Raw genomic sequence first — 25425 nt, 5'->3', positions numbered from 1 at the left:
TTTTATAGCGATAAATATTTATATTTAATATGAATGATAAAGATACATCCACTTCTTCAATATATGAGACGTTAACCCCATTTGAAATAAAGGGATTGATGTTTCGTGATTTCTTTAACGCGGCGGACATAGCATCGCGATGCGCTTCGTTACATCCTTTATTCCCGGAAAGTGAAACCTGGCAGCAGGATGAGGCGTTAGAGGTTGAGTATGATTTCAACGCCCTGTTTGTCGGCCCTGCAACGCTATTGGCGCCGCCTTATGCCTCGGTATATCTGGACGAAGAGCCTCTGCTGATGGGCGCTACAACGCTGAGCGTACGCGAATTCCTGCGCAGCATCGGGCTTTTTGTGACCGGGGAAAATAGCGTTCCCGACGATCACGTCAGCTATGAAATGGAGCTGGTGGTGATGCTCTCCGCGCATGCCAGACATTCGCCGCAATATCATGACGCACTCGCCCGCTTTGTGCAGGGGCATCTTGAATTATGGCTCCCCGCATTTATTGCAAAAATAAAGGATTGCGCGAAAACAACCGCAATTAAATGTCTCGCGTTGCAGATAAATAATTGGTTTGATGAATTAAAGACGAGAGTAATATTATGAGTATTGATAAAGGGCAGCTAAACCGGCGCTCCTTTTTAAAAGGACTGATTGCGCTGGGTACCGTTGCCGCATTACCCGGCGGACTATTATCATCCCGATGTGCCATGGCACAGCCCCCCATTCCGTTTAACCCAAAAACCTACAAAATTTTCCGTAACGCTTGCCCGCGTAACTGCTACGACACCTGCAGCTTAAAAACCTGGGTCAAAGATGACGTCATCACCTTCGTTGACGGGGCAAGCGAGTCCACGTTTACACACGGTGCCCCGTGTGTGAAAGGGCTGACCTACCCGCGCCGGGTCTACTCCCCGGACCGTATTAAATACCCGATGATCCAGGATGGGCGCGGCAGCGGTAAATGGCGTCGCATCTCCTGGGATGAGGCCATGCAGCGCATTGCCAGCAAGATGCTGGAGATTAAAAAGAAAGACGGGTCTATGCTCGGTCTGGCGCTGTCGAAATACTCCGGCAACCTGGGCGTGATGAGTTATGCCGTGGAGGGGATGATGTCTTCTCTCGGTTACACCACGCGGTTCGCTGGTACGCCATGCTGGCCAGCAGGGATCGATGCCCAGCACTACGACATGGGCGACATGTGGTGTAACGACCCGGAAGATCTGGTGAAAGCCAAATACATCATTATCTGGGGCGCAAACCCGGCCTGGTGCTCCATGCATACCATGAAGTACATCTATCAGGCGCGTGAGAAAGGGGCGAAAGTGGTGGTCATTGATCCGCTGTTCTCGCAAACCGCCGCGAAAGCCGATTTGTATCTGCGCGTGCGCCCGGGATCGGACGGCGCATTGGCGCTGGGAATGGCGCGGCACCTGCTGGATATTGGCCGCGTCGACCAGGAGTTTGTGAACAACTTCGCGCACGGTTTCCCGGAATTTGAACAGTATCTGCGCAGCAATATCACCGTGGAGTGGGCATCTGAAATCTGTGGCCTGTCGGCAGAGGTGATTCGCCAGCTGGCGGAAGAGTTCACCGCGGTAAAACCTGCCACCGTCTGGATCGGCTACGGGATGCAGCGCCACGTCAACGGTGGGGCGAACGTGCGCGCCATTGACGCTTTTGTTGCCATGACAGGCAACATCGGTGTGGAAGGCGGCGGTGCCCGCTACGGCCATCTGCAGACCTGGGGCTACAACTATCATGCGATGACGCAGAAGCCACCGGTCGGATCTGTTGGCATGGTGGGAGAAAGCGGCCCGGTAGGGGAGTTCGTCAGCGACAGCGGCGAAAAGAGCCACTATTCCGACCGCGCGCTGAACCTGAACCAGACCGCGCAGAGCATTCTAGATGCCAACGATCCGCCCATTCGTATGCTGTGGGTGGCGTGCAAGAACCCGTTCGCGCAGGACTTTGACCGCAACAAAATGGAAAAAGCCTTCAGCAAGCTGGAGATGGTGGTCTGCGTCGATCAGTTCTTCAACGAGACGGTGCAGCATGCCGATATTGTGCTGCCGGTGACCACCACCTTTGAGCACTGGAACCTGTCGTCGTCTTACTGGCATTACTGGCTTTCGGTGAATGAACCGGCCATTAAACCGATGTACGAGTGCAAGAGCGATTTGGATATTGCCGTGCTGCTCTCGCGTACCATCAACAAAATGGAGCCGGGCTCCTGTACCTTCCCGCAGGACATTGACCAGAAAAAATGGCTCGACCTTGAGTTCAATGAGGGCATGGCGAAGCAGTTCGGCATCCGCTCCTGGGACGATCTGCTGGATGGTCCGGTGAAAGCCAAAATGGTCAGCTCGGCGGCCTGGCACGACCGCAAGTTTAAAACGCCATCGGGCAAGTATGAGTTCCTCTCCGAGCTGTGTGAAAAGAACGGCCATAAAGCGCTGCCGGAGTATCTGCCTGCCGCGGAGGGCAAGCTGCCGTTCCATCTGTTTACTCCGCATTTGCAGTACGGCCTCCACTCTCAGTTCGTCAACCTCGACTGGATGCAGGTCTTCTGGCCGGAGCCGTTTGTCTATATCCACCCAGCCGCCGCGCACAAGAAGGGGATTCGCGAGCTGGCGAAAGTCCGCGTGTTTAACGACGTTGGCGAAGTGGAGCTGCGGGCGAAGATTACCACCAACGTGCCGGAAGATTTCCTGGTGATGTATGAGTCCTGGTTTAACAAGCTTAAGTACAACGTGCAGAACGTCGTGAAAGATACGCCAGCCGATATGGGCAAGATGGCAACCGGCGCGCCTGGCGCGGCGATCCACAGCCAGTTTGTCGACATTGCCCTTATCGCGAATGAAGGAGCAGACGCATGAGACGCGCATTTTTAGTGAACAGTGATAAATGTATTGGCTGCCGCGGATGCGCCATGGCCTGCAAGAGCTTTAACCAGCTTGAGCCGGATCGCTTCTGGCGCTATGTCTATCCGCTGGATAAAGAAATTTATCCGCATGAGGAGCGTGCGTTTTTCTCGCTGGCCTGTAACCACTGTGAAAACCCGGCCTGTCTGGCGGCATGCCCGGTGGAAGCCTACACCAAACGTGATGACGGCGTGGTGATCCATAACCCTGAACGCTGTATCGGCTGTAAAAACTGCATCCGTAACTGCCCGTACGGCGCGCCGCGCTTCAATGAAGAGACGCAAAAGGCGGAGAAGTGCAGCATGTGCTATGAACGTCTGGATATCGGTATGGCTCCGGCCTGCGTGAACGCGTGTCCGGTCGGTGCCCTGTCGATTATCGATCTGGATGCCGATCCGCTGCCGAACAATGCCGTGCAGTATCCGCCGGGCTTCCCGAAGATGCCTCAGCTTAATCCGGGTACGCGCTTCATTCTGGCCCGTCAGCCAAAACAGCCGGGGGATAAATAATGGAAAAGTATGAATTACCGCTCGTTATCTTTACCGTGCTAAGCCAGATGTCCGTCGGGATGACGCTGCTCCTGACCTGGCGCACGCTCCGTGGTGAAGTGCATGGCACCCGCCTTCACTGGCTTATTACCGGGCTGATTCTGGGCGTGGCCTCCATTGCCGCGGTGCTGCATCTGGCGCACCCGGAACACGCATACAACGCGTTGATTAACCTGAAACATGCCTGGCTGAGCCGCGAAATTCTGGGCGCGACCCTGTACGGCGCCATGATTGGGCTGGCCTTCCTGAGTAAGGGAAACAAAGGCGCAGCGCTGCTGGCGTCTCTGTTCGGGATCCTGCTGGTAGTGGTGCAGGGAATGACCTACGCGGCACCGGCGATGCAGGCCATTGCCAACGGCATCACCATGATGCTGTTCTTTGCGACGGTCTGGGTGATGGGCTGTGCCGCAACGCCGCTGCTCGGGCTGAAAGGATCAAACGCCGCGCTGCGCCAGGGGATTATCGCCCTGATGGCGCTGCTGATTGCCGCGCCGGTGATGTGGCTCAGCGGCGGTACCATCATGAAAATGACCGCTCACGCCTGGTTAAGCTCGCCGCTCTATCTGGGCAGCCTGCTGTGCTGCGTTGTGGGTGGCGCGTTATCGCTGAAGCGCCAGCCGATGCAGAAAGCGGTGTTTGCGCTCCTGCTGGTGGGCGTGGTGCTCAGCCGCCTGACCTTCTTCGGCGATACCATCAGCACCATCGTCAATATTGGTCACCTGTACTGATAAACAAAACCCCGCGAAAGCGGGGTTTTTTGTTGGTATTTACCGGACCACCATCACCGGAATATGGGTGTGGCGGATCACGCTGGAAGCGTTCGACCCCAGCAGGTGAGTGGTAATGGAAGGATTACGTGAACCGATCACCACCACGTCTGCATTCAGCTCCGCGGCCAGTTCATTGACGGCATCGCGCACGCTACCGAACCGGACGTGGGTTTTGATGCGGGAAGGGTCGATGCTGAAATGTCCGACCATGGTCTGAAGCCGCGTTTCGGCTTCGTGCTGTAAGTGCTCCTCAAAGCGACGCACGTCGGCGGCAAAGCGGTGCAGGCTCAGGCTGGCAGAGCCCGGTAAGACGTGTAAAAGATGAATAATTCCGTCCTGCTGCGCGAGGAATTCCGCGTGGCGAACAGCTTTGTCGCTCAGTTCCATTTCGAAAACATCAACCGGCATAATGATTGTCTTATACATAACCGTTTCTCCTTGTTTATAAACGCTGGATACATTCAACCACAAAATATGAATGGTTTCTGTAAGCGCTTCGGCACTTTTCCTCTCTCGCCAGGATAAATCTCAAAAGGCGCGTATTTCCCGGCAGACTTTCAGGGGTAGCTACCCTTTATAAACTTACCTGAAACCTTTCGGAGGTCGCATGAAAGCACTCACGTACCACGGTCCGCACCATGTTCGCGTTGAGAATGTCCCCGATCCCATCATTGAACAGCCCGACGATATCATCCTGCGCGTCACGGCCACGGCGATTTGCGGCTCCGACCTGCATCTCTATCGTGGAAAGATCCCAAAGGTGCAGCACGGCGACATTTTTGGACATGAATTTATGGGCGAGATCGTCGAGTGCGGACGAGAGGTAAAGGACCTGCAAAAAGGCGATCGCGTGGTGATCCCCTTTGTCATCGCCTGCGGTGACTGCTTCTTTTGCCGTCTGCAGCAGTACGCTGCCTGTGAGAATACCAATGCCGGGCAGGGCGCTGCGCTGAACAAAAAGCAAATTCCCGCGCCGGCAGCGCTGTTTGGCTATAGCCATCTCTACGGCGGCGTGCCGGGAGGACAGGCGGAATATGTGCGCGTGCCGAAAGGCAACGTCGGACCGTTTAAGGTGCCGCAGCTGCTCTCCGATGATAAGGCCCTGTTTCTTTCTGATATTTTACCCACCGCCTGGCAGGCGGCAAAAAATGCGCAGATTGAAAAAGGCTCCAGCGTCGCCGTTTTCGGTGCCGGTCCGGTGGGGTTGTTGACGATTGCCTGCGCACGGCTGTTAGGGGCTGAGCAGATTTTTGTTATCGACCATCACCCCTATCGGCTGCGGTTTGCCGAGGCGCGCTACGGTGCTATCCCCATCAATTTTGATGATGATAACGACGCGGCGGAAAAGATAATCGAGCAAACCGCCGGGCAGCGGGGTGTCGATGCCGTCATTGATGCCGTCGGGTTCGAAGCCAAGGGCAGCACCACGGAGACGATCCTCAGCAACCTTAAAATTGAGGGCAGCAGCGGCAAAGCGCTGCGTCAGTGTATCGCTGCCGTCCGGCGCGGCGGGGTGGTCAGCGTACCTGGCGTGTATGCCGGGTTTATTCATGGCTTCCTGTTTGGGGATGCCTTCGATAAAGGGCTGACGTTTAAGATGGGCCAGACGCACGTCCACGCCTGGCTGGGCGAACTGTTACCGCTGATCGAAAAAGGGCTGCTGACGCCGGAAGAGATTGTGACGCATTATCTCCCCCTGACGGATGCGGAACGTGCCTATAAGATTTTCGAAAAACGGGAGGAGGAGTGCCGGAAGGTGATTCTGGTGCCCGGCGCGGAAACGCCTGAGGCCGCTGAGCAAAAAGTGAAGGGCCTGGTAAATGCGTTCCCGGGCGGCGTGGTGTGAGGTCACTCGCCGGTGGCATTAAAGGTACTGTCCTGCGATGTAGCGCAATCGGGTGAAGATGTTCGGAAAGAGGATGCAGGCGCATCCTCTGTGCAACGCGGATCGCGTTTATTCAGAATGACATTAACGCAGGTAATCGCCCGCGGCTTCTGGCTGGTAGAGCAGCTCCAGCACTTCCAGATGGGTGGAGGCACCGCCCGGCAAGTCCCAGTGGATGGTATCTCCCGTGCGCAGCCCCAGCAGTGCGGCCCCCACAGGGGCCAGAACAGAAAGCTGTGCGCTGCTGTCGGTCATCTGAGCCGGGTAAACCAGCGTGCGGGTCAGTTCTTCACCGGTGGTCAGGTTGCGGAATTTCACCTGGCTGTTCATGGTGACCACGTTATGCGGCATCGTCTCAGGTGTGCACATCTGCGCCCGGTCGAGTTCCTCATTCAGGGCATCGGCCACCGGAAGTGAGGCGAATTCTGCTTTTTCCAGCAGCCTGTCGATACGTTCTGCGTCGAGCTCGTTGATGATGATTGTAGGTCTGGACATTTTTTACTCCATGTCGTTAATGCTGCGTCTAACGCAGAAACCAATCCAAAAGAAAACCCTCGCCGTCTGGCAGCGAGGGTTTAACTCTCCCGATGATACTGGCTGAACGCGCAAGTTTGAAGTGATGAAGGTCACATTCATGTGCCATATGAATTTTCACTGAAATTTATTCAGTCTTCATTCCTGGCGGATTGCGTTACGCTGTATGTTCTGAACCCGGGCGCTGCGCGAAACATCATTCGCCGCAGCCCTTACCAACGAGAGAGCGCTATGTACTTCTACCAACCGTCTCAGGGGCATGGCCTGCCGCATGACCCGCTGAATGCCATTGTCGGCCCCCGTCCGATTGGCTGGATCTCCTCTTGCGACCAGGCCGGTCAGCTCAACCTTGCGCCGTATAGCTTCTTCAACTGCTTTAACTATCGCCCGCCGATCATTGGCTTTTCCAGCAACGGCTGGAAGGACAGCGTGCGTAATATTGTTGAAACAAAGGAGTTTGTCTGGAATCTGGCAACGCGCGATCTTGCGGAAGCGATGAATCAGACCTCTGCCACGCTGCCTCACGACCAGGACGAATTTACCTTTTCCGGATTAACACCTGCGGCAAGCCAGCTGGTGAGCGCCCCTCGCGTGGCGGAAAGCCCGGTCAACTTTGAGTGCCGCCTGTCTCAGTGCATTCAGCTTACCGGCGCCGACGGTACGCCGGTGGATACCTGGCTGGTGCTGGGAGAAGTGGTCGGGATCCATATTGCCGAAACGCTGCTGGAAGAGGGGATATACCAGACGGCGAAAGCGCAGCCCATCCTGCGTGCGGGTGGGCCGACGGCTTACTATGGCATAAGTGACGAACACCGGTTTGACATGGTGCGGCCGGTGGTGGGCGATCAGTAACCGGCCTTATCAATGACAAATTGTTTTCCGCAGTTGCCTGGATGCGGCTGCGGAACAAAGGATGTCGCAGAAAGCGGGGCGTTAATGGTGTCTGCTTTGAGTGAAATTTGCATCTCGGTCAGATACGCCGGATTACCGTTGCAGGTCAGCTTGAAGGCTTTGATATTTTCCTTGCCCCAGGTTTTGGCAACGGCGTTGTCAAAATCACTCCGGCTGACGGTTTTACCGTAATTTTCCGCAAGGAAATGACCGACGGCGCTGTTTTTCATTTCCTGATTCATTCTCACCATGGTGCCGAAATAGGCATCGGGATCAAAACCAAAGCAGACGCCATGTTTGGCATATTCGTAACGTTCCAGACAGGAGTTTCCACCCGCGCCCGGCATGACCTCGTTCAGCTTAGCCGCGCCGGAAAGCGACAGCCCGGTTTCGGCTGCTGCGCATTTGCGGCTGGCCTTCACTTCCGGCATGTTCGGGATAGGGCGCGTGGCGCAGCCAAACCGCATCCATCGACGTTCATCCACGCCGCGTGCGGCAATGGATTTCGGCAGGCCGGGCCATAGCCCGTGAACGGTCAGAAAATCGGTTTTATTGTCGCGCTCTTTTTGCAGACGACATTCATCCGGTTCATTGCGGTTACGCTCGACCATGCTTTGACAAAATCCCGTTTGCCAGGATAAAGCCAGCACATAGCGATCGAAATCGCCGTACTGCGTGGCCTTGAGGGGGTCGGCCTGTGCTGAGAAGAGACTGAGTGCAAGCGCTACTGCGCCAGACGGGATAACGATATCCTTCCTGAACATGTGATTTCCTGATTGGTTGTGCGCAATTCATTTTTGTGGGTTATTAAAGCACAAAAAGCGCCCGCAGGCGCTTTTAGGTAATCAGGAATTTCACTTAGGCGGCGCCGGGAACCAGCACTTCGGTAGCAATAATGACGATGATTAGCCCAACCAGCACCGGCACTGACGTGCGTTTCACCACTTCAAACGGCGAGATTTTGGCCATCCCGGCGACCGCTACCACCACGCCTGAGACAGGCGAGATGGTACGACCCAGGTTTGAGGCCTGGAGCATGGGAATGGAAAGATAAGCCGGGTTGATACCGGACGAGTGAGCCAGCTTAGGGATCATCTCAACGAAGGCGTAAAATGGCGCATTCCCGGAACCGGTGGTCATTGCTGCCAGCATGGTCAGTACCACCAGGACCAGCATCAGGATAATACTGGCCGAGCCAAACGATGTGGCGATGGAGATCAGGCTCTGGATAAAGCCGATCGTGCTCAGACCCTGGGCAAAGACACCTGCTGCAACCAACAGCATCACCACGCCAGCAAACGCATCTGCCATACCGCGATACGCGACCTCAAGGCCGGAGAAGACTTTTTGGGTGTTGAAACCGCGCACGAACTCCAGCACAGCGGCTAACAGCATACAGATAACCAGGATAGTAATAATGTGCAGCTGCGGGCCCCATTTCCCGTCAAAAATGAGCACGCCGATAATCGGCGTGAACGGCAAAATGGCATAGAACGCCGGCGCCGTGGTGGTGATTTCGCTTACATCCATCATTTCATGGCTGATGTTCTCTTTTTTATCGAGATAGCGCTGCCAGAAGAAATGCGCGATACCCATTCCCACAATGGCGACAATCGAGATCGGCAGCGTGGTTTTAAAGGCGAAGTCGATAAGCGACATTTCGGCTGCTTTCGCCGCCAGCACAACGTCACCTGACGTCGGGGAGAGAATAATGGCCGCCGGGGAGGCGCAAATTGCCGCCGCTGCCCCACGGCTGATCCCCACGTTTACCATCACCGGGAACAGCGTGGCCATTAACAGTACGCCAAGCCCGGTTGCCGATGAAACGGCCAGCGACATCAGGCAGGCGAGGAAATAGGCGGCAACCATCAACAGATACGGCGAGTTAATGTACTGCAGGGGTTTCGAGGCAAGCTTCACAACCATGTCGTTCGCGCCGATATGGGTCATATAGGCTGCAAAACCGCACAGCATCATGATCATCATACCCAGATCGCCACCGCGGCTCATGAGCAGGATTTTAATATATTCAACAATATCCGTGGCGGTGTAGCCCGTGCTGGCTGCGCTGGCAGGTAAAACCTGATGACCCATTACTGCGCTGATTATCAGCAGCGTTAAACCACCGACAAATAAAACGCCCGTGGCTGAGTATCCTTTAATGATGTAGCGAGCTACACCCACAATGACGACGACCCCAATTAGGAGTTCGATAAACGTAAGCATGATTTCCCCTGTGTCTTTCTGCCCTGAGATATAAAAAATTAATATAAAAATGAAGGATGAAAATGTGCCGAATTAATGGCCCGCCCTTGCTGACTAAAATCAATAAACAGACGACTAACGAACAGCATAACAGCGTTTTTGCCATGGGTAAGGCATTTATGTCATAAGGATCTTGACCGGCAAAGACAGCGTAACATGTCTATGTAATGATAACAAAATGTTAAACTTTTGTGTGGTCTGGCCTGTTAGTACTGGAGACCGTTAACAGACATTAGGCGTACATGATGTGGGTTTATTCGGGATAAGCAGAACGCCGCTTTAAGAATATTCCCGAAAAGCGGCCTGATATTTAAGAGTAGGGGTGATGCCGTTAAGGCTTGGTTCAATTATTCTATGTTAAACTTTGCCTCGAATATCAAGAATGGTAATTGCATTGTGATTGTACGTAATACTTTTTTCTCTATTTTATTGTTTATTATTGGCCAGTTAACGTTTTGTTCTGTTGCACAGGCAGAGAACAACGCGACGGATAAAGGTTGGTTCTCTACTTTTACGGATAATGTTTCGCAGACCTGGTCAGCGCCTGAACATTATGATCTCTATGTCCCGGCAATAACGTGGCATGCGCGCTTTGCTTACGACAAAGAGAAAACGGATAAATACAACGAGCGTCCCTGGGGAGCGGGTTTTGGTCAGTCGCGCTGGGATGAAAAAGGAAACTGGCATGGCATCTACCTGATGGCCTTCAAAGACTCCTTTAACAAGTGGGAACCGATTGGCGGCTACGGCTGGGAAAAAACCTGGCGCCCGCTGGCGGATGAGAACTTCCACGTTGGTCTGGGCTATACCGCCGGGGTGACCGCGCGCGACAACTGGAAGTACATTCCGATCCCCGTATTGCTGCCTCTGGCCTCTGTTGGTTACGGCCCTGCAACGTTCCAGATGACCTACATTCCGGGAACGTATAACAACGGTAACGTTTACTTCGCCTGGATGCGTTTTCAGTTTTAACTGACAAAACATTACCTGGTGGTGGAAAAACGTGCAGCCGTTGATTCGTAAGCGATAAAAATCTGTCAGTGAAAATTAACGCGACTTTAGTCACTTTTTGTCAAAGATCCGCTGGACAAAAGGTCCCACAATTGATGTACTGGTAACCGACACAGCATTTGTGTCGTTTTTTAATGTAAAGGTAATTTTGATGTCTAAGATTAAAGGTAACGTTAAGTGGTTTAATGAGTCCAAAGGATTCGGTTTCATTACTCCTGAAGATGGCAGCAAAGACGTGTTCGTACACTTCTCTGCAATCCAGTCTAATGGTTTCAAAACTCTGGCTGAAGGTCAGCGTGTAGAGTTCGAAATCACTAACGGTGCCAAAGGCCCTTCTGCTGCTAACGTAATCGCTCTGTAATTCAGACGCGTCAGCAAGAATTTCAAAACCCGCTCATTGAGCGGGTTTTTTTCGTTATGAATCAGCCAAGCAGGTAAATTTTCAGGAAGCTGGCCACGATCAGTACGCTCAACAACACCATGCCTGCGCTCATCAGACTCTGTTTCATTTGTCACCCTCGTTCAGTATTGCCTTCAGAGTGACAGAGAAAAATTAAGCCAACATTAACGCTCCGGCAGTTAATGCGTGCTTACAGAGGAAAAAAGCCAAAATGCGATCCCCGTCATCGCGAAAGATCCGATCATGTTGATCGCGATATTCACCAGCGCCCAGCCGATACGACCTTCCTGAAAGAGAAAAACCGTTTCCGCGGAAAAGGTTGAAAAGGTCGTCAAACCGCCGCAGAAGCCGGTGGTAATCAAGACTTTCCACATAGGATCGATGTGCGTCATCCGGTTAAACCAGGCCAGCCCCATACCAATAATAAAAGCACCAATCAGGTTGGCGGCCAGCGTTCCTAATGGAATCGCCTGGTGCAGGGGATTAAACCGCATACTCAGTAACCACCTCGCAACGCTCCCCGTGCCTCCACCAATAAAAACAGCTAAAAGGAGTTGTAACACGCTAAATACCTGCTATTTGATGTGTAAGAGTAGCGAGTTTAACGCTGTTTATAATGAGGGGACAAATATGTATGTTGCGGTAGGGCAGTTTGCGGTCACGCCTGACTGGCGGGTTAACGCAGTGCAGTGCGTTAACCTGATGATACAGGCCCGACAGAAAGGCGCGTCGCTGCTGGTGCTTCCTGAGGCGTTGCTGGCAAGGGATGATAACGACCCGGATTTGTCCGTGAAGTCCGCACAGGCCCTTGACGGCGAATTTTTACAACAGCTGCTCGCCCAGAGCGTAGGCAGTACGATGACCACCGTCTTAACCGTGCACGTTCCCTCAACGCCGGGCCGCGCAGTGAATACGCTGGTGGCTATCCGTGACGGTGCCATTATTGCGCGCTACGCCAAGCTTCATCTCTATGATGCGTTCAGCATCCAGGAGTCGCGACGCGTTGATCCGGGAGATGTCGTCCCACCGCTCATTGATATCGACGGGTTTAAGGTGGGGTTGATGACCTGCTATGACCTGCGATTCCCTGAGCTGGCGGTGCATCTGGCGCTGCAGGGGGCGGAGGTGCTGGTATTGCCCGCCGCATGGGTTAAGGGGCCGCTAAAAGAGCATCACTGGGCTACGCTGCTTTCGGCACGCGCGCTGGACACGACCTGTTATGTTGTTGCCGCCGGGGAGTGCGGCAATAAAAACATCGGGCAGAGCAGGGTGGTTGATCCCCTGGGAGTGACGATTGCCGCCGCAGCGGAAGCGCCGGTTATGCTGATAGCGGAGATAATTTTAGAAAGAGTTGCGCTTGCGCGTCAGCAATTACCTGTTCTTCGCAACCGTCGCTTTGCGCCACCGCAATTATTGTGATGTTTTTTTCAACAATGCTTGATTCACCTTGTTACAGATTGCTATTGTGTGCACGCGCCAAATGACCGTTAATACGATCGGGTTTTGGCGCTGAATGCAGCCTGTTTTAAGTAAAGAAGGTATCTATGGGTGAGATTAGTATTACCAAACTGCTGGTGGTTGCCGCACTGGTCGTCCTGCTGTTTGGTACCAAGAAGTTACGCACGCTGGGTGGTGACCTGGGGGCTGCCATCAAAGGCTTCAAGAAAGCGATGAACGACGATGACGCAGCCGCGAAGAAAAGCGCTGACGACATCCCGGCAGAGAAGCTTTCCCACAAAGAGTAACGGCAATGCCTGAGGGCTTGCGAAAAAAAACCGGCTCATGAGGCCGGTTTTTTTGCATTACTGTAAATGAATATTACGGCGTTATTTGACTTCTTCGCCTTTCGCCTGCATATCCGCATGGTAAGAAGAACGAACAAACGGACCACAAGCCGCGTGGGTAAAGCCCATCGCCAGCGCTTCGGCTTTCATCTCGTCAAATTCATCCGGGCTCACGTAGCGCTGTACCGGCAGGTGGTGACGGCTTGGCTGCAGATACTGGCCGAGCGTCAACATGGTCACACCGTGGCGGCGCAGATCGCGCATGACGTCGATGATTTCGTCATTGGTTTCACCCAGACCAACCATCAGACCTGACTTGGTCGGGATATGCGGATGTGCTTCTTTAAAGCGCTCCAGTAGCTTCAGAGACCAGTTGTAGTCGGCTCCCGGACGCACCTGACGGTAAAGACGCGGAACGTTCTCCAGGTTGTGGTTAAACACATCTGGCGGCGTCGCGGTCAGGATATCCAGCGCGCGGTCCATACGGCCGCGGAAGTCAGGAACCAGCGTTTCGATTTTGATGTTCGGGCTTTTTTCGCGAATGGCAGTAATGCAGTCAGCGAAGTGCTGAGCACCACCATCACGCAGATCGTCGCGGTCAACGGAGGTGATAACCACATAACGCAGCGCCATGTCGGCGATGGTTTGCGCCAGTTTTTGCGGCTCGTTGGCATCGGGGGCCACCGGGCGGCCATGCGCCACGTCGCAGAATGGGCAGCGGCGGGTACAGATGGCACCCAGAATCATAAACGTCGCGGTGCCGTGATTGAAACATTCAGCAAGGTTCGGGCAAGAGGCTTCTTCACAAACAGAGTGAAGGCCATTCTTACGCATCGCCGCTTTGATCCCCTGGATACGCGAAGAGTCTGCCGGAAGTTTGATTTTCATCCATTCCGGTTTTCTTAACAGCGCCTCGCGCTCTGTAGCCACGTTTTTAACCGGGATAAGGGCCATTTTATCGGCATCGCGGTATTTAACACCGCGTTCCATCACAATGGGTTTACTCATAGCGTGCGTGTTCCAGTTGCGAATATCGAAGGAAAGCGTTTCAATTCAAGGGAATGTTGTATTTATCAACTATTTTTGAACGAACGACAGGCAGTATATCATTTATAGGGGCGTTAAAGCAGCCTGCCAGGTCGCCAATTTGTAAAATAGTTGTTGTTTTGTGCCTTTTGCCCTGCGAGCGGCAGGGACGTGTACGGGTACGCTCTGTCAGAAGGCCTGACGGATAATGCGGATGACGTTTTCCAGTACCGGATCGCGCAAGCTGAGCTTGTTGTAATGCAGTGAAATCTCGATAGATTCTGCATTGAGCTGGCTAAGCGGAATACTCTCCAGCGGCCAGCATTTCCGCAGCAGGTTATACAGGCGTGAAGGCATGATGCACAGCATATCGCTGCTACCAATCAGGGATGCGGTGGTGAACATATTGTAACTGCTGAAACTGATCTGACGTTCCGGGAAAATTTCGTCAATACGCTGACGCAGAGCGTGGTTAGACTGTCCTTCGGTCATGAAAGACGAGTGGTCGTAGTTGCGCAGGTTTTCAATGGATAACGGCTCGCTGAGGACGGGGTGCTGCTTGCGGCAAACCAGCACCAGGTTATCGGCGTAAAGCACATTTTGCCCCAGCGCTCGGGCGCTAAAGCTGCCGCTTTCGATGACCAGGTCCGTCTGGAACTGAGCAAGCTGAACGTCAGGTTCGTTAAGAGGCACATTGCGAAGCAGAAGCTGAGGCGCATGCTCTTTCACGGCCTGGAAGATCGCGGGCATCACCAGCACGCCGACAGAAGGGGAGCAGCCGATGGTGATGGTTCTCTGTTTGTCATAGCTTCCGGTTAAATCCAGTGCACCCAGAATCGACTCCAGCCCCTGGCTGATGTATTCGTGGAGATGTGTCGCATAGGCCGTTGGCGTGACGCCCTGGCCCTTACGGATAAATAAGGGGTCGGGAAATATAGCCCGTAGCTTTTGAATTGACTGACTTATTGCCGATGGCGTGAGATTAAGAATTTTCGCAGCATTAACGATACCCTTATGGACATATACTGCCTCAAAAATAGTCAGTAAATTGAGATCAATATTACGTAAAGTCCGAAAAATTTGCGGCTTATCTTCGCCACCAGGGTCATTCAGGCGTTTGGCTGGTAAATTATTATACTCCACGCTTTCACTCCGTATACATTCACAACATGAATGATAGTTCAATTTATTTATTATGCTTGTAGAGATTCGTAAAGTGTTGCTTTTGTTCCACTTGTTTATCAAAAACAAACAGTTGTGTGATTATCACTCAAGTTACTTAGCCTGTGTATGCCGTGCTGTCCGGAGGCTAAATAATATGTAAGGGCAATATTCGGGCGCTTCGAAAATATAGAATCTGCGGATTATTGTAAAGCGTAAAAGCGGTAAATAAACAGTGGCCCGTCAAATTATCGAGCCATTCTGGATGATATATTAAGCAGGGATATATTCGTGCGGGGGATTGTTAAGTAGCGCTAACACATTCTTCAGAAGCACGGGACGTATATTTTCTGGCGTAGCGGTATCGACCCACTGGCGCATTTGCGTCATTTCCATGCCGGCGTAGCCGCAGGGGTTTATGCGCTGGAAAGGCGTAAGATCCATATTAATATTCAATGCCAGACCGTGGAAGGAACAACCTTTACGAATACGTAGCCCCAGAGAACAGATCTTCATTTCGCCAACGTAGACGCCCGGCGCATCGGCACGCGGATGCGCGTCAATCCCATACTCCGCCAGCGTGTTGACGACGGTCTGTTCCAGTAACGTCACCAGCTCACGTACGCCAAGCTTTCTGCGCTTCAGATTAAGCAGGACGTACATGACCTGCTGACCCGGACCGTGGTAAGTCACCTGTCCGCCACGATCGCTCTGGATCACCGGGATATCGCCCGTCATTAATAAGTGTTCCGCTTTTCCCGCCTGGCCCTGCGTAAATACCGGCAGATGTTCGACCAGCCAAATCTCATCAGGGGTTGTGTCATCGCGTGAATCGGTGAACTCGTGCATAGCCTGAGAGACAGGCTCATAAGGTTGCAGCCCGAGATGACGGACCAGAATTTTATCCTGATACAAAACGCGTCTCCGAAGACGAGAAACAAAAGATGAGGGGGAGTATATCACAGCGGGGAAGAGGGGTTACCCGGTAAACCGGGTAACCGCAAAGGGACTACAGCACCATACGAACGATTTCGATATTGCCGAGCTCTTCGTACAGCGTCTCAACCTGCTCGATATGTGTGGCAGTGATGGTAATAGAAACCGAGTGGTAGTTGCCCTTGCTGCTTGGTTTTACTGACGGAGAGTAGTCACCCGGCGCATGGCGCTGTACCACTTCAACCACCTGATCAACCAGCTCAGGTTTCGCCAGACCCATTACTTTGTAGGTAAACGGGGTAGGGAATTCAAGCAGTTCGTTAAGTTTGGTTTTCATGTCAGCTCCGGCGTAACGTCAAAAAGAATAACTCCCACGTCAGGTGGGAGTTATCAGGATACTTAGTATATGGGGATCAAAATCACACTTTCAAGTGTTCGATTTTTAGCCAAACCAGTGATGGAACATCAGTTTAATGTAATCAATGATTTTGCCGAAGAAATTGCCTTCAGGAATTTCTTCCAATACCACGAGTGGACGCTGGTCGATCGTTTTACCGTCCAGCTGGAAGTTGATGGTACCCACCACCTGGTTTTTATGCAGCGGGGCATGCAGTTCGGTGGTGTTGAGCACATAGCTTGCTTTCAGATCCTTCATACGACCGCGTGGAATGGTCAGGTAGAGGTCTTTATCCACGCCCAGAGAAGCACGATCGTTATCGCCGAACCAGACGGGTTCAGAAGCAAATTCTTTGCCTGCTTTCAGCGGGTTCACGGTTTCGAAGAAACGGAAGCCCCAGGTCAGCAGCTTCTTACTCTCGGTTTCGCGACCTTTAAAGGTGCGACCGCCCATCACGGCAGAGATCAGGCGCATCTGGCCTTCAGTGGCAGAGGCTACCAGGTTGTAACCGGCTTTGTCGGTGTGGCCGGTTTTGATGCCGTCAACGTTCAGGCTGTTATCCCACAGCAGGCCGTTACGGTTGGTCTGACGAATGCCGTTGAAGGTGAACTCTTTCTCTTTGTAGATAGAGTACTCGTTAGGTACGTCGCGGATCAGCGCCTGACCAATCAGCGCCATATCACGCGCGGAGCTGTACTGACCGTCTGCATCGAGACCGTGTACGGTCTGGAAGTGGCTGTTCTTCAGACCCAGGGCATTTACGTAGCTGTTCATCAGGCCCACGAACGCATCCTGACTACCGGCGGCGAAATCGGCCATGGCCACGCAGGCATCGTTACCGGACTGCAGGTTAATGCCACGAATTAACTGAGAAACCGGAACCTGCATTCCTGGTTTCAGGAACATCAGCGAGGAACCTTTGAAAACAGGGTTCCCGGTAGCCCACGCATCGTTGCCGATGGTGACCAGATCCGTCTCTTTGAACTTACCGGCTTTCATTGCCTGGCCGATGACGTAGCTGGTCATCATTTTAGTCAGGCTGGCCGGGTCACGGCGGGCATCGGCATTCTGTTCTGCCAGCACTTTGCCAGAGTTGTAATCGATCAGGATGTAGGATTCCGCGTCGATTTGCGGAACGCCAGGGATCATGGTCTTGATATTCAGGTCATCAGCATGAGCTGCAGAGAGTGCAGCCGCGCAAAGGGCCGTGGTCAGCGCCATGCGCTGCACAAAACGAGCAGAAAAAGTGGTCTTCATGGTCAGAACTACGACATCCGTGATGGAATTAAAAAAAGTGCCTTACTATAGCAAATGCTATTCAGGCAGGCATAAGACTTTAAGCATGAGTTTGTGAATGTGTTTTACACAAACTGACATTTCGGATACCGCCGATTAATTACTTCGTAACAGCGATAAAGGACTGCAGCTGTGCCTCGCTCTGCAAACGCTGCTGCAGGGATGCCGCCTGCGACTTGCTGGCAAACGGCCCCATCTGAATACGCCAGACCGCGCCGTTTTGCTCAACGCGTCCAGGCACGCCAAACTGCTGGCTTAGACGCTGCTGATACTGCTGGGCACGGGCCCGATCGCTCACTGCGCCCACCTGGACGACAAAGCCGCCGCTGGCTGCTGCGGGAGCGGCAACGGCTGCGCTCTGGGTCGTGACCGGAGCCGTTACCGGGGCAGGCTGCTGCACGACGGGGGCGGCAACAGGGGCTGGCGTCGGCTCACTGCTCTCCAGCACGCCCGAGGCTAAGTTCGTTGGTGCGCCAAGGAAGCCGCTGCTTTTTACCGGTGCGCCAGTGGCATCATCGCTTTGCAGGGTGTCATTGCTGATTGGGCGTATTTCTCCCGCCGGCTGAGAAGGCTCTGCCGGCGAGGAGACGCTTCCCATGCCGCCGTCCAGATTTGGGCGGTCGGGGAGGGCATAGGTCTGTTTCGCCACCGTGGTACACGCGGTTCCCGGCCCGGAGAGCGAACCATCCTGCGCCACGATAATTGGGTCAATGCGAACTTTGGTGTTGTTCGAGGTATTCAGGCGATCGGCAGACGCGCGGGACAGGGAAATCACCCGGTCATTACCGTACGGGCCGCGGTCGTTAATACGAACGACGATCATACGGCCGTTCGCCAGATTGGTGATACGGGCGTAGCTAGGGATAGGTAGCGTCGGGTGCGCCGCAGTCAACTGCATTGGGTCAAATGTTTCACCCGATGCCGTCAGGTTACTGCCCGGCTCAGCATCATAAATGGCGGCAAAGCCAGCCTGGCTAAAGCGGGACGGATCCTGCACAATTTTGTAGCTTTTGCCGTCGCGCTCGTAATCCTGATTCGCGCTGGCATTCAGCGGTTCATAAACGGGATCGGCACCGCTAATTTCAACGATTGGGCCATTACACACCGCAGGCTGCGGCGGCGCGACGGTTGCCTGTTGCTGACCATCATCACTTGTACAGGCCGCAAGTAAACTTGCCGCAATGCAGATACCCAGCCACTGCTTACGCATTCCGATCCCCTTATTTTTATACGCTTTTTGACAACATTTTTCTGTGGGTGTGGATCGACATCACGATACCAAACCCGGCCATCAACACGATCAGTGCCGAGCCTCCGTAACTCACCAGCGGCAGCGGTACGCCTACCACCGGCAGAATACCACTCACCATACCAATATTTACGAAGACATAAACGAATAAAATCAACATCAGTCCGCCTGCCATGACGCGGCCGAAAGTGGTCTGCGCGCGGGCCGCAATCCACAAACCTCGCATGATGAGCAGCACGTAGAGCGCCAGCAGGATCAGGATGCCAACCAGTCCCAGCTCTTCCGCCAGTACCGCAAAGATAAAGTCGGTGTGGCGCTCCGGTAAAAACTCCAGCTGCGACTGGGTACCGTGCAGCCAGCCTTTACCGCGCAGGCCGCCGGAGCCAATCGCAATCTTGGACTGAATAATATGATAGCCCGCACCGAGCGGATCGGTTTCCGGATCGAGAAGCATCATGACGCGCTGGCGCTGGTAGTCATGCATCAGGAAGAACCACAGGATAGGGATAAACGCTGCAACCAGCACCACCGCGATACCAATCAGACGCCAGCTTAAGCCCGACAGGAACAGGACAAACAGGCCGGAGAGGGCGATAAGGATCGAGGTGCCGAGGTCAGGCTGCGCCGCAACCAGCAGTGTCGGCAGGAATATCAGCACCAGGGCGATAGCGGTATTTTTCAGCGACGGCGGACAGACGTCGCGGTTGATAAAGCGCGCCACCATCAGCGGGACTGCGATTTTGGCAATCTCCGAGGGCTGGAAACGAACAACGCCCAGATCCAGCCAGCGCTGTGCCCCTTTTGAGATGGCACCGAACGCATCTACCGCCACCAGCAAAATAATACAGAAGATGTAGAGATAGGGCGCCCAGCCTTCATAGACGCGCGGCGGGATCTGCGCCATTACCACCATAATGACCAGACCCATCGCGATCTGGCCGATCTTGCGTTCCATCATGCCGATGTCCTGGCCGCTGGCGCTCCAGATAACCAGGGCGCTGTAAACCAGCAGGGCCAGCAGGATCAGCAGCATGGCTGGGTCGATGTGAATTTTATCCCACAGCGATTTTTTATTTGGATTATCCGTCATGATTATTGGTCCTCCGCCGCAGCGGCGGCCGGATTTTCAGCCGGCAGTTCGGTGTTGTTATCACCCAGCATAATGTGGTCCAGGATCTGGCGCATGATGGTCCCTACCGCCGGGCCAGCGCCGCCGTTCTCCAGAATCATTGCCACCGCCACCTGCGGGTTATCATAAGGGGCAAACGCCGTCATCAGCTTATGGTCACGCAGACGTTCGGCAATGCGGTGTGCGTTATAGGTTTCATTGGCTTTCAGGCCAAAGACCTGCGCCGTACCGGATTTCGCGGCCACTTTATATGGCGTACCGGCGAAATACTTGTGCGCGGTTCCGTTTGGACGGTTTGCCACACCGTACATACCGTCTTTCGCTATTTCCCAGAAGCCGGAATGGATGTCGCCTACCGGCGCTTCATGGGGCTGCACCCACGGCACTTTTTTGCCATCTTCAACGGTGCTTTGCAGCAGATGCGGAACTTTCACCACGCCGTCGTTAATGAGGATCATCATCGCTTTGTTCATCTGAAGCGGGGTGGCCGTCCAGTAACCCTGGCCGATACCCACCGGTATGGTATCACCCTGATACCACGGCTTCTTAAAGCGCTTCAGCTTCCACTCACGGGTTGGCATGTTGCCGGAGCGCTCTTCAGCCAGATCCACGCCGGTGTAGTGCCCGTAGCCGAATTTGCTCATCCACTCTGACAGGCGGTCAATGCCCATGTCATACGCCACCTGATAGAAGAAGGTATCCGCAGATTCTTCCAGAGATTTCGTAACGTTCAGATGGCCGTGGCCCCATTTCTTCCAGTCGCGATAGCGTTTTTCAGAGCCCGGTAGCTGCCACCAGCCCGGGTCAAACAGGCTGGTATTGCGGTTGATGACGCCCGCGCTCAGCGCTGAGACCGCCACGTACGGTTTAACCGTTGATGCCGGCGGGTAAACGCCTTGCGTGGCGCGGTTCACCAGCGGGGTGTTAGGGTCATTCAGCAGGCCGGAGTAGTCTTTGCTGGAGATGCCGTCAACAAAGAGGTTCGGGTCATAGCTTGGCATGGAAACCATCGCCAGAATGCCGCCGGTGCGCGGATCGGTGACCACCACGGCGGCGCGGCTGCCCGCCAGCAGGGTTTCAATATACTGTTGCAGTTTGAGATCGAGCGTCAGATAGACGTCGTGCCCCGCCTGAGGCGGCACTTCTTTAAGCTGGCGGATGACGCGGCCACGGTTGTTAACCTCAACTTCTTCATAGCCGGTCTGCCCGTGCAGGACATCTTCGTAGTAGCGCTCGATCCCCAGCTTGCCGATATCGTGCGTCGCGGCGTAGTTCGCCAGCTTGCCGTCTTTATCGAGGCGCTCGACGTCTTTATCGTTAATCTTGGAAACGTAGCCAATCACATGCGTCAGCGCGGATCCGTAAGGATAGTAGCGACGCTTGTAACCCTTCACTTCCACACCGGGGAAGCGGTACTGGTTCACCGCAAAACGGGCGACCTGGACTTCCGTCAGATTGGTTTTAACCGGAATGGAGGTGAAACGGTGAGAGCGGGCGCGCTCTTTTTTGAAGGCCGCGATATCATCATCGTTAAGATCGACAACGCTCCTTAGCGCTTCCAGCGTATTCTGCACGTTATCGACCTTCTCCGGCATCATCTCGACTTGATAGATGGTGCGGTTTAACGCCAGAGGGGTGCCGTTACGGTCGTAGATAATGCCGCGGCTGGGTGCGATAGGCACCAGCTTAATGCGGTTTTCGTTAGAGCGCGTCTGGTAATCGGTAAAGCGGACAATTTGCAGATTATAAAGGTTGGCGATCAGCACGCCGGTAAGCAGCAAAATCCCCGTAAAGGCGACCAGCGCCCGGCGCACAAACAGCGCGGACTCAGCCGTATAGTCGCGAAAAGAATTCTGTAGTTTCATCCGCTGCTTAATCTACCCTGGTCAGTCATTACTCGCGGTGATAGGGGTGGTTGGTAGTAATGCTCCACGCGCGATACAAGCTTTCCGCCACCAGGACCCGCACGAGCGGGTGGGGCAGCGTCAGCGCAGAGAGAGACCAACTTTGTTCTGCTGCCGCTTTGCAGGCGGGGGATAACCCTTCAGGTCCGCCAATCAACAGACTGACGTCGCGGCCATCCTGCTTCCAGCGCTCCAGTTCATGCGCCAGCTGCGGCGTATCCCAGGGTTTACCTGGAATATCAAGGGTGACGATGCGGTTCTTGCCTGCGGCAGCAAGCATCAGTTCACCCTCTTTGTCGAGAATACGTTTGATATCCGCGTTCTTACCGCGCTTCCCGGCGGGGATCTCCACCAGTTCGAACGGCATGTCTTTGGGAAAACGACGCAGATATTCAGTAAAACCGGTTTGTACCCAGTCCGGCATTTTGGTGCCGACGGCGACCAGCTGCAACTTCACGCATTAACCCCAGAGTTTTTCCAGCTCATACAGGCGACGGCTCTCTTCCTGCATGACGTGGACAATCACATCGCCGAGGTCAACAACCACCCAGTCAGCGGTCGCTTCACCTTCAACGCCAAGCGGTAAGAGTCCTGCTGCGCGCGATTCCTGAACCACATGGTCGGCAATCGAAACAACATGACGCGTAGAGGTACCGGTGCAGATAATCATGCAGTCGGTAATACTGGATTTACCCTTAACGTCGATAGCGATGATGTCCTGACCTTTCAGGTCATCAATTTTGTCGATAACAAAATCCTGGAGTGCTTTACCCTGCAAGTTTTCCCCCTGGGTGAATGAGATTGTACAACTATGAATTCGTGGCCAGACAGTATACCTGAACTGACGCCCCTGTCGGGACAAATGTCACCGTCCGGGCTTTTGAAGGCGGGTATCATCCCACCCTCCGCCTGAGATTGCATCGCCATTTTTGTAAAACAATTTCTGTAAAGCAACGATCGGCGGGAAAGTCTGGCAGCGGAGGATAACAGTATGGCTTAACCTGTCAAGGCAGGATAATCAATATGCTGCTTTTTATGCCCTCCGGCTATTTATCTGCGGTTTTCTGATACAACCCGTGCGTATGAATATACGCCAGCACCGGGGCAGGCAGCAGATCGTCACAGGCTAAACCCTGCTGTAAACGTTCGCGAATAACGGTCGCAGAGATGTCGAACCACGGCGTCTCCGCCAGATAAATCTTCCCGGCGGGCTGGTTGTGAAGATCTTCAACGTTATCGGTGAGATGGTCTTCAAGCCACTGCTGATATTGCGCTTCGCGCATGGTCAGCGGGTAGCCCGGACGGCGGCAGACGAGCAGGTGGCTGTTCCCCAGAATGGTTTCATACTTGTGCCACGTGGGGAAGTTGAGCAGGGAGTCCTGACCGATGATAAAGGCGAGCGGCTGGTCAGGCCCTTGCTCGGCCCGCCACTCCTGAAGCGTTTGCGACGTCCATGAGGGGGTGTCGCGACGCAATTCCCGTTCATCCAGCCTGAAGAGCGGCTTATCCGCGATAGCCAGAGCGAGCATCTCTTTGCGCTGCTCGCTGGTTGCTTCAGGCTGGGGGCGGTGCGGCGGAACATTATTGGGCATGATGGTAACGCGCTGCAGGCCGATCAGATTTGCCAGAATTTCTACCGGCTTCAGATGCCCGTAGTGTACCGGGTCAAAGGTGCCGCCATACAGGGCCTGTAAAGAGTGCATACTATCCATCAATAAATACGTCAGCCAGCGCCTTGTGGCAGAGCAGCAGGGAAAGGCTTTCCAGCTCCGCCCACACCGACTGGCCGTAATCTTGTTTTAGGGTAAGCTCGGCGCGCATCAGAAGCTGCACAGCCTGGCGCAGCTGTTCATGGCTCAGGCGGTTGATGGCCTCGGTGGTCATTGCCCGCCGGTTTTGCCACACCCGGTGTTTATCAAACAGGGAGCGTAACGGCGTATGGGCCGACTGGCGCTTGAGCGTTATCAGCAGCAACAACTCGCGCTGCAGCGTGCGCAGCAGAATGACGGGTTCACTGCCCTCCAGGCGCAGCTGCTGGAGAATATGCAGGGCGCGTTTGCTTTTCGCCGACAACAGAGCATCCACCCAGTGGAACGGCGTGAAGTGTGCGGCATCGTTAACGGCCTGCTCAACGCGCGGTAAGGTCAGCTTGCCGTCCGGCCAGAGCAGGGAGAGCCTGTCCAGCGCCTGTGCCAGGGCCAGCAGGTTGCCTTCATAGCAGTAGCAGAGCAGTTGGTTCGCCGCATCGTCCAGTTGAAGGTTGTGCTGCTTCGCTCTCGCGGCGACCCATTTAGGCAGGTGCGCCTGCTCAGGCGTCTGGCAGGTGACCAGCACCGCGTGGGTCGCGAGCTGGGTGAACCATGCCGCGTTTTCCTGCGCTTTGGTGAGCTTGCTGCCGCGCACAATTAACAGCAGATCGCTATGTAACAGGCTGACCAGCGTGGCGAGTTGCTCATTGATGGCCGCGTTAGGGCCGTTCTCCGGCAGCAGGATCTGGATTGTCTGGCGCGACGCAAAAAGGCTCATCGCCTGAAAGAGTGAGAAGAGGGCGTTCCAGTCGGTGGCGTTATCCACCTGAAAGGTATGGTGTTCATCAAAGCCCTGAGTCGCGGCCGCATGCCGCACGGCATCCAGGCTTTCCTGAAGTAGTAACGGGTCGTTTCCGAGCAGCAGATACGCCGCGCGCAGCCCTTCATTGAGCTGCGCGCGGAGTTGTTCAGGATACAGCCTGATCATCATTTACCCAGAGAGGTAGAAACAGGAGACGTACTGGCATCCGGTTTTTCAATAATGTCAGAGCCTTCTCGGTTAGACGCTGCAATACCCGGCAGTTTGCGGATCAGCTGTTCCGCCGCCTTGTCGTACATTTCGTTGATGATAATCTGCTCTTCGGCATCTTTCGCCAGCGCGGTTTGTGGGTTATCAAAGAACGAACGATACACTTTTGCGCTGATCGGATAGATGTCTTTACCCGGGATTAGTACAGCCGCGTTGACCGTCAACACCATCTGATACTCAGCGGTACGACCATCCTGGAAGATAGAGGCGGTGTCTTTAGACAGTCCCCCTCCGACAACACGCAGGGACGGTACATCCTGACGAAGCGTACCTTTCTCGATAAGCTCAACGTCATTCAGGCGCAGCTGATTACGGATAGCCCGGCTGAGCGGGCCATTCGGATCTGATGAGTCGAAAATCATCGTTTTCATTTCAGGTGGCACCGCCGTGGTGTTGCGCAGATGCCAGCCACAGCCAGCGGTGACAAGCACCGCCAGAGATAAGAGTATTGTTGCCAGTTGTCGCACGTTTCCTCCCG

Annotated in this window: 28 protein-coding genes; 10 read left to right on the top strand and 18 right to left on the bottom strand. The window is 54.2% G+C overall.

What is annotated here, in order from left to right; genetic code table 11:
- Window positions 1-98 precede the first annotated feature (98 nt).
- The 4 genes from A6013_RS19350 to A6013_RS19335 are packed head-to-tail and all read left to right on the top strand — an operon-like array spanning window position 99 to window position 4199.
- A complete protein-coding gene (locus tag A6013_RS19350; RefSeq protein WP_083264100.1) occupies window positions 99-605 on the top strand; it encodes a molecular chaperone in 507 nt (168 codons plus the stop codon).
- Window positions 602-2878 carry a molybdopterin-dependent oxidoreductase gene (locus A6013_RS19345; protein ID WP_063154718.1) on the top strand — a complete coding sequence of 759 codons (2277 nt, stop codon included), beginning with the start codon at window positions 602-604 and terminating at the stop codon, window positions 2876-2878. The genes A6013_RS19350 and A6013_RS19345 overlap by 4 nt, the downstream gene beginning before the upstream one ends.
- Entirely contained in the window at window positions 2875-3432 is a 558-nt protein-coding gene (locus tag A6013_RS19340; protein WP_069733588.1) for a 4Fe-4S dicluster domain-containing protein, read from the top strand. The genes A6013_RS19345 and A6013_RS19340 overlap by 4 nt, the downstream gene beginning before the upstream one ends.
- A complete protein-coding gene (locus A6013_RS19335) occupies window positions 3432-4199 on the top strand; it encodes a DmsC/YnfH family molybdoenzyme membrane anchor subunit (protein WP_069733587.1) in 768 nt (255 codons plus the stop codon). Before A6013_RS19340 ends, A6013_RS19335 begins: the two co-directional genes overlap by 1 nt.
- 39 nt (window positions 4200-4238) lie before the next feature.
- Here the strand turns inward: A6013_RS19335 and uspG are convergent, their stop codons facing one another.
- Complete coding sequence (gene uspG, locus A6013_RS19330) at window positions 4239-4667, bottom strand: universal stress protein UspG (protein ID WP_028012323.1); 429 nt, start codon at window positions 4665-4667, stop codon at window positions 4239-4241.
- 181 nt (window positions 4668-4848) lie between these two features.
- On the opposite strand from uspG, the gene A6013_RS19325 reads away from it, so the two are divergent.
- Window positions 4849-6087: a zinc-dependent alcohol dehydrogenase gene (locus A6013_RS19325; RefSeq protein WP_069733586.1), complete on the top strand. Its 1239-nt coding sequence runs from the start codon at window positions 4849-4851 to the stop codon at window positions 6085-6087.
- A gap of 123 nt (window positions 6088-6210) precedes the next feature.
- Here the strand turns inward: A6013_RS19325 and rnk are convergent, their stop codons facing one another.
- Window positions 6211-6621, bottom strand: a complete 411-nt coding sequence (gene rnk, locus A6013_RS19320; RefSeq protein WP_028012325.1) for a nucleoside diphosphate kinase regulator — start codon at window positions 6619-6621, stop codon at window positions 6211-6213.
- A 270-nt stretch (window positions 6622-6891) separates the two neighbouring features.
- Here rnk and A6013_RS19315 point away from each other — a divergent pair, with 270 nt between their 5' ends.
- Window positions 6892-7512 (top strand): flavin reductase family protein, encoded by a 621-nt coding sequence (locus A6013_RS19315; protein WP_047367723.1) that lies wholly within the window; start codon window positions 6892-6894, stop codon window positions 7510-7512.
- Here A6013_RS19315 and rna read toward each other — a convergent pair.
- Together rna and dcuC are read right to left on the bottom strand one after the other, a co-directional pair.
- Window positions 7506-8315 carry a ribonuclease I gene (gene rna / locus A6013_RS19310; RefSeq protein ID WP_069733585.1) on the bottom strand — a complete coding sequence of 270 codons (810 nt, stop codon included), beginning with the start codon at window positions 8313-8315 and terminating at the stop codon, window positions 7506-7508. The genes A6013_RS19315 and rna overlap by 7 nt on opposite strands.
- A gap of 94 nt (window positions 8316-8409) precedes the next feature.
- Entirely contained in the window at window positions 8410-9777 is a 1368-nt protein-coding gene (gene dcuC / locus A6013_RS19305; RefSeq protein ID WP_028012328.1) for an anaerobic C4-dicarboxylate transporter DcuC, read from the bottom strand.
- A gap of 393 nt (window positions 9778-10170) precedes the next feature.
- Here dcuC and pagP point away from each other — a divergent pair, with 393 nt between their 5' ends.
- Together pagP and cspE are read left to right on the top strand one after the other, a co-directional pair.
- Window positions 10171-10788 (top strand): lipid IV(A) palmitoyltransferase PagP, encoded by a 618-nt coding sequence (gene pagP / locus A6013_RS19300; protein WP_048956861.1) that lies wholly within the window; start codon window positions 10171-10173, stop codon window positions 10786-10788.
- A gap of 190 nt (window positions 10789-10978) precedes the next feature.
- Window positions 10979-11188, top strand: a complete 210-nt coding sequence (gene cspE / locus A6013_RS19295; RefSeq protein WP_002439184.1) for a transcription antiterminator/RNA stability regulator CspE — start codon at window positions 10979-10981, stop codon at window positions 11186-11188.
- A 218-nt stretch (window positions 11189-11406) separates the two neighbouring features.
- Here the strand turns inward: cspE and crcB are convergent, their stop codons facing one another.
- Window positions 11407-11790 (bottom strand): fluoride efflux transporter CrcB, encoded by a 384-nt coding sequence (gene crcB, locus A6013_RS19290; RefSeq protein ID WP_041910922.1) that lies wholly within the window; start codon window positions 11788-11790, stop codon window positions 11407-11409.
- 67 nt (window positions 11791-11857) lie between these two features.
- Between crcB and A6013_RS19285 the strand changes: the two genes are divergently transcribed.
- Window positions 11858-12646, top strand: a complete 789-nt coding sequence (locus A6013_RS19285; RefSeq protein WP_069733584.1) for a deaminated glutathione amidase — start codon at window positions 11858-11860, stop codon at window positions 12644-12646.
- Between the two features lie 125 nt (window positions 12647-12771).
- Window positions 12772-12972: a twin-arginine translocase subunit TatE gene (gene tatE, locus A6013_RS19280; RefSeq protein ID WP_028012332.1), complete on the top strand. Its 201-nt coding sequence runs from the start codon at window positions 12772-12774 to the stop codon at window positions 12970-12972.
- A gap of 81 nt (window positions 12973-13053) precedes the next feature.
- Here tatE and lipA read toward each other — a convergent pair whose 3' ends face one another.
- From lipA to lptE, 13 genes are all read right to left on the bottom strand, one after another.
- Entirely contained in the window at window positions 13054-14019 is a 966-nt protein-coding gene (lipA, locus tag A6013_RS19275) for a lipoyl synthase (RefSeq protein WP_028012333.1), read from the bottom strand.
- A 207-nt stretch (window positions 14020-14226) separates the two neighbouring features.
- The gene (locus tag A6013_RS19270) at window positions 14227-15180 is read right to left on the bottom strand and encodes a YbeF family transcriptional regulator (protein ID WP_041910920.1); all 954 of its coding nucleotides are present in this window, start codon (window positions 15178-15180) and stop codon (window positions 14227-14229) included.
- Between the two features lie 291 nt (window positions 15181-15471).
- Window positions 15472-16113, bottom strand: a complete 642-nt coding sequence (gene lipB / locus A6013_RS19265) for a lipoyl(octanoyl) transferase LipB (RefSeq protein WP_028012335.1) — start codon at window positions 16111-16113, stop codon at window positions 15472-15474.
- Window positions 16114-16207: 94 nt separating this feature from the next.
- Complete coding sequence (gene ybeD / locus A6013_RS19260; RefSeq protein ID WP_003858718.1) at window positions 16208-16471, bottom strand: DUF493 family protein YbeD; 264 nt, start codon at window positions 16469-16471, stop codon at window positions 16208-16210.
- Window positions 16472-16576: 105 nt separating this feature from the next.
- Complete coding sequence (gene dacA / locus A6013_RS19255) at window positions 16577-17788, bottom strand: D-alanyl-D-alanine carboxypeptidase DacA (RefSeq protein ID WP_028012336.1); 1212 nt, start codon at window positions 17786-17788, stop codon at window positions 16577-16579.
- Between the two features lie 139 nt (window positions 17789-17927).
- The gene (rlpA, locus tag A6013_RS19250) at window positions 17928-19037 is read right to left on the bottom strand and encodes an endolytic peptidoglycan transglycosylase RlpA (protein WP_028012337.1); all 1110 of its coding nucleotides are present in this window, start codon (window positions 19035-19037) and stop codon (window positions 17928-17930) included.
- 16 nt (window positions 19038-19053) lie between these two features.
- Window positions 19054-20166 carry a peptidoglycan glycosyltransferase MrdB gene (gene mrdB / locus A6013_RS19245; protein ID WP_013097590.1) on the bottom strand — a complete coding sequence of 371 codons (1113 nt, stop codon included), beginning with the start codon at window positions 20164-20166 and terminating at the stop codon, window positions 19054-19056.
- Between the two features lie 2 nt (window positions 20167-20168).
- Window positions 20169-22070: a peptidoglycan DD-transpeptidase MrdA gene (gene mrdA, locus A6013_RS19240; RefSeq protein WP_028012338.1), complete on the bottom strand. Its 1902-nt coding sequence runs from the start codon at window positions 22068-22070 to the stop codon at window positions 20169-20171.
- A 28-nt stretch (window positions 22071-22098) separates the two neighbouring features.
- Entirely contained in the window at window positions 22099-22566 is a 468-nt protein-coding gene (rlmH, locus tag A6013_RS19235) for a 23S rRNA (pseudouridine(1915)-N(3))-methyltransferase RlmH (protein WP_003858701.1), read from the bottom strand.
- 3 nt (window positions 22567-22569) lie between these two features.
- Window positions 22570-22887: a ribosome silencing factor gene (gene rsfS, locus A6013_RS19230; RefSeq protein WP_003858696.1), complete on the bottom strand. Its 318-nt coding sequence runs from the start codon at window positions 22885-22887 to the stop codon at window positions 22570-22572.
- A gap of 268 nt (window positions 22888-23155) precedes the next feature.
- A complete protein-coding gene (gene nadD, locus A6013_RS19225) occupies window positions 23156-23821 on the bottom strand; it encodes a nicotinate-nucleotide adenylyltransferase (RefSeq protein WP_028012339.1) in 666 nt (221 codons plus the stop codon).
- Window positions 23814-24845 carry a DNA polymerase III subunit delta gene (gene holA, locus A6013_RS19220; protein ID WP_069733583.1) on the bottom strand — a complete coding sequence of 344 codons (1032 nt, stop codon included), beginning with the start codon at window positions 24843-24845 and terminating at the stop codon, window positions 23814-23816. Before holA ends, nadD begins: the two co-directional genes overlap by 8 nt.
- A complete protein-coding gene (gene lptE / locus A6013_RS19215) occupies window positions 24845-25414 on the bottom strand; it encodes an LPS assembly lipoprotein LptE (protein ID WP_048956857.1) in 570 nt (189 codons plus the stop codon). The genes holA and lptE overlap by 1 nt, the downstream gene beginning before the upstream one ends.
- Between the last annotated feature and the right edge of the window lie 11 nt (window positions 25415-25425).

This window comes from Enterobacter sp. IF2SW-B1 (assembly GCF_001743375.1).
Lineage (GTDB): Bacteria > Pseudomonadota > Gammaproteobacteria > Enterobacterales > Enterobacteriaceae > Enterobacter > Enterobacter bugandensis.
This window is presented reverse-complemented; position numbering and strand designations above follow the sequence as displayed.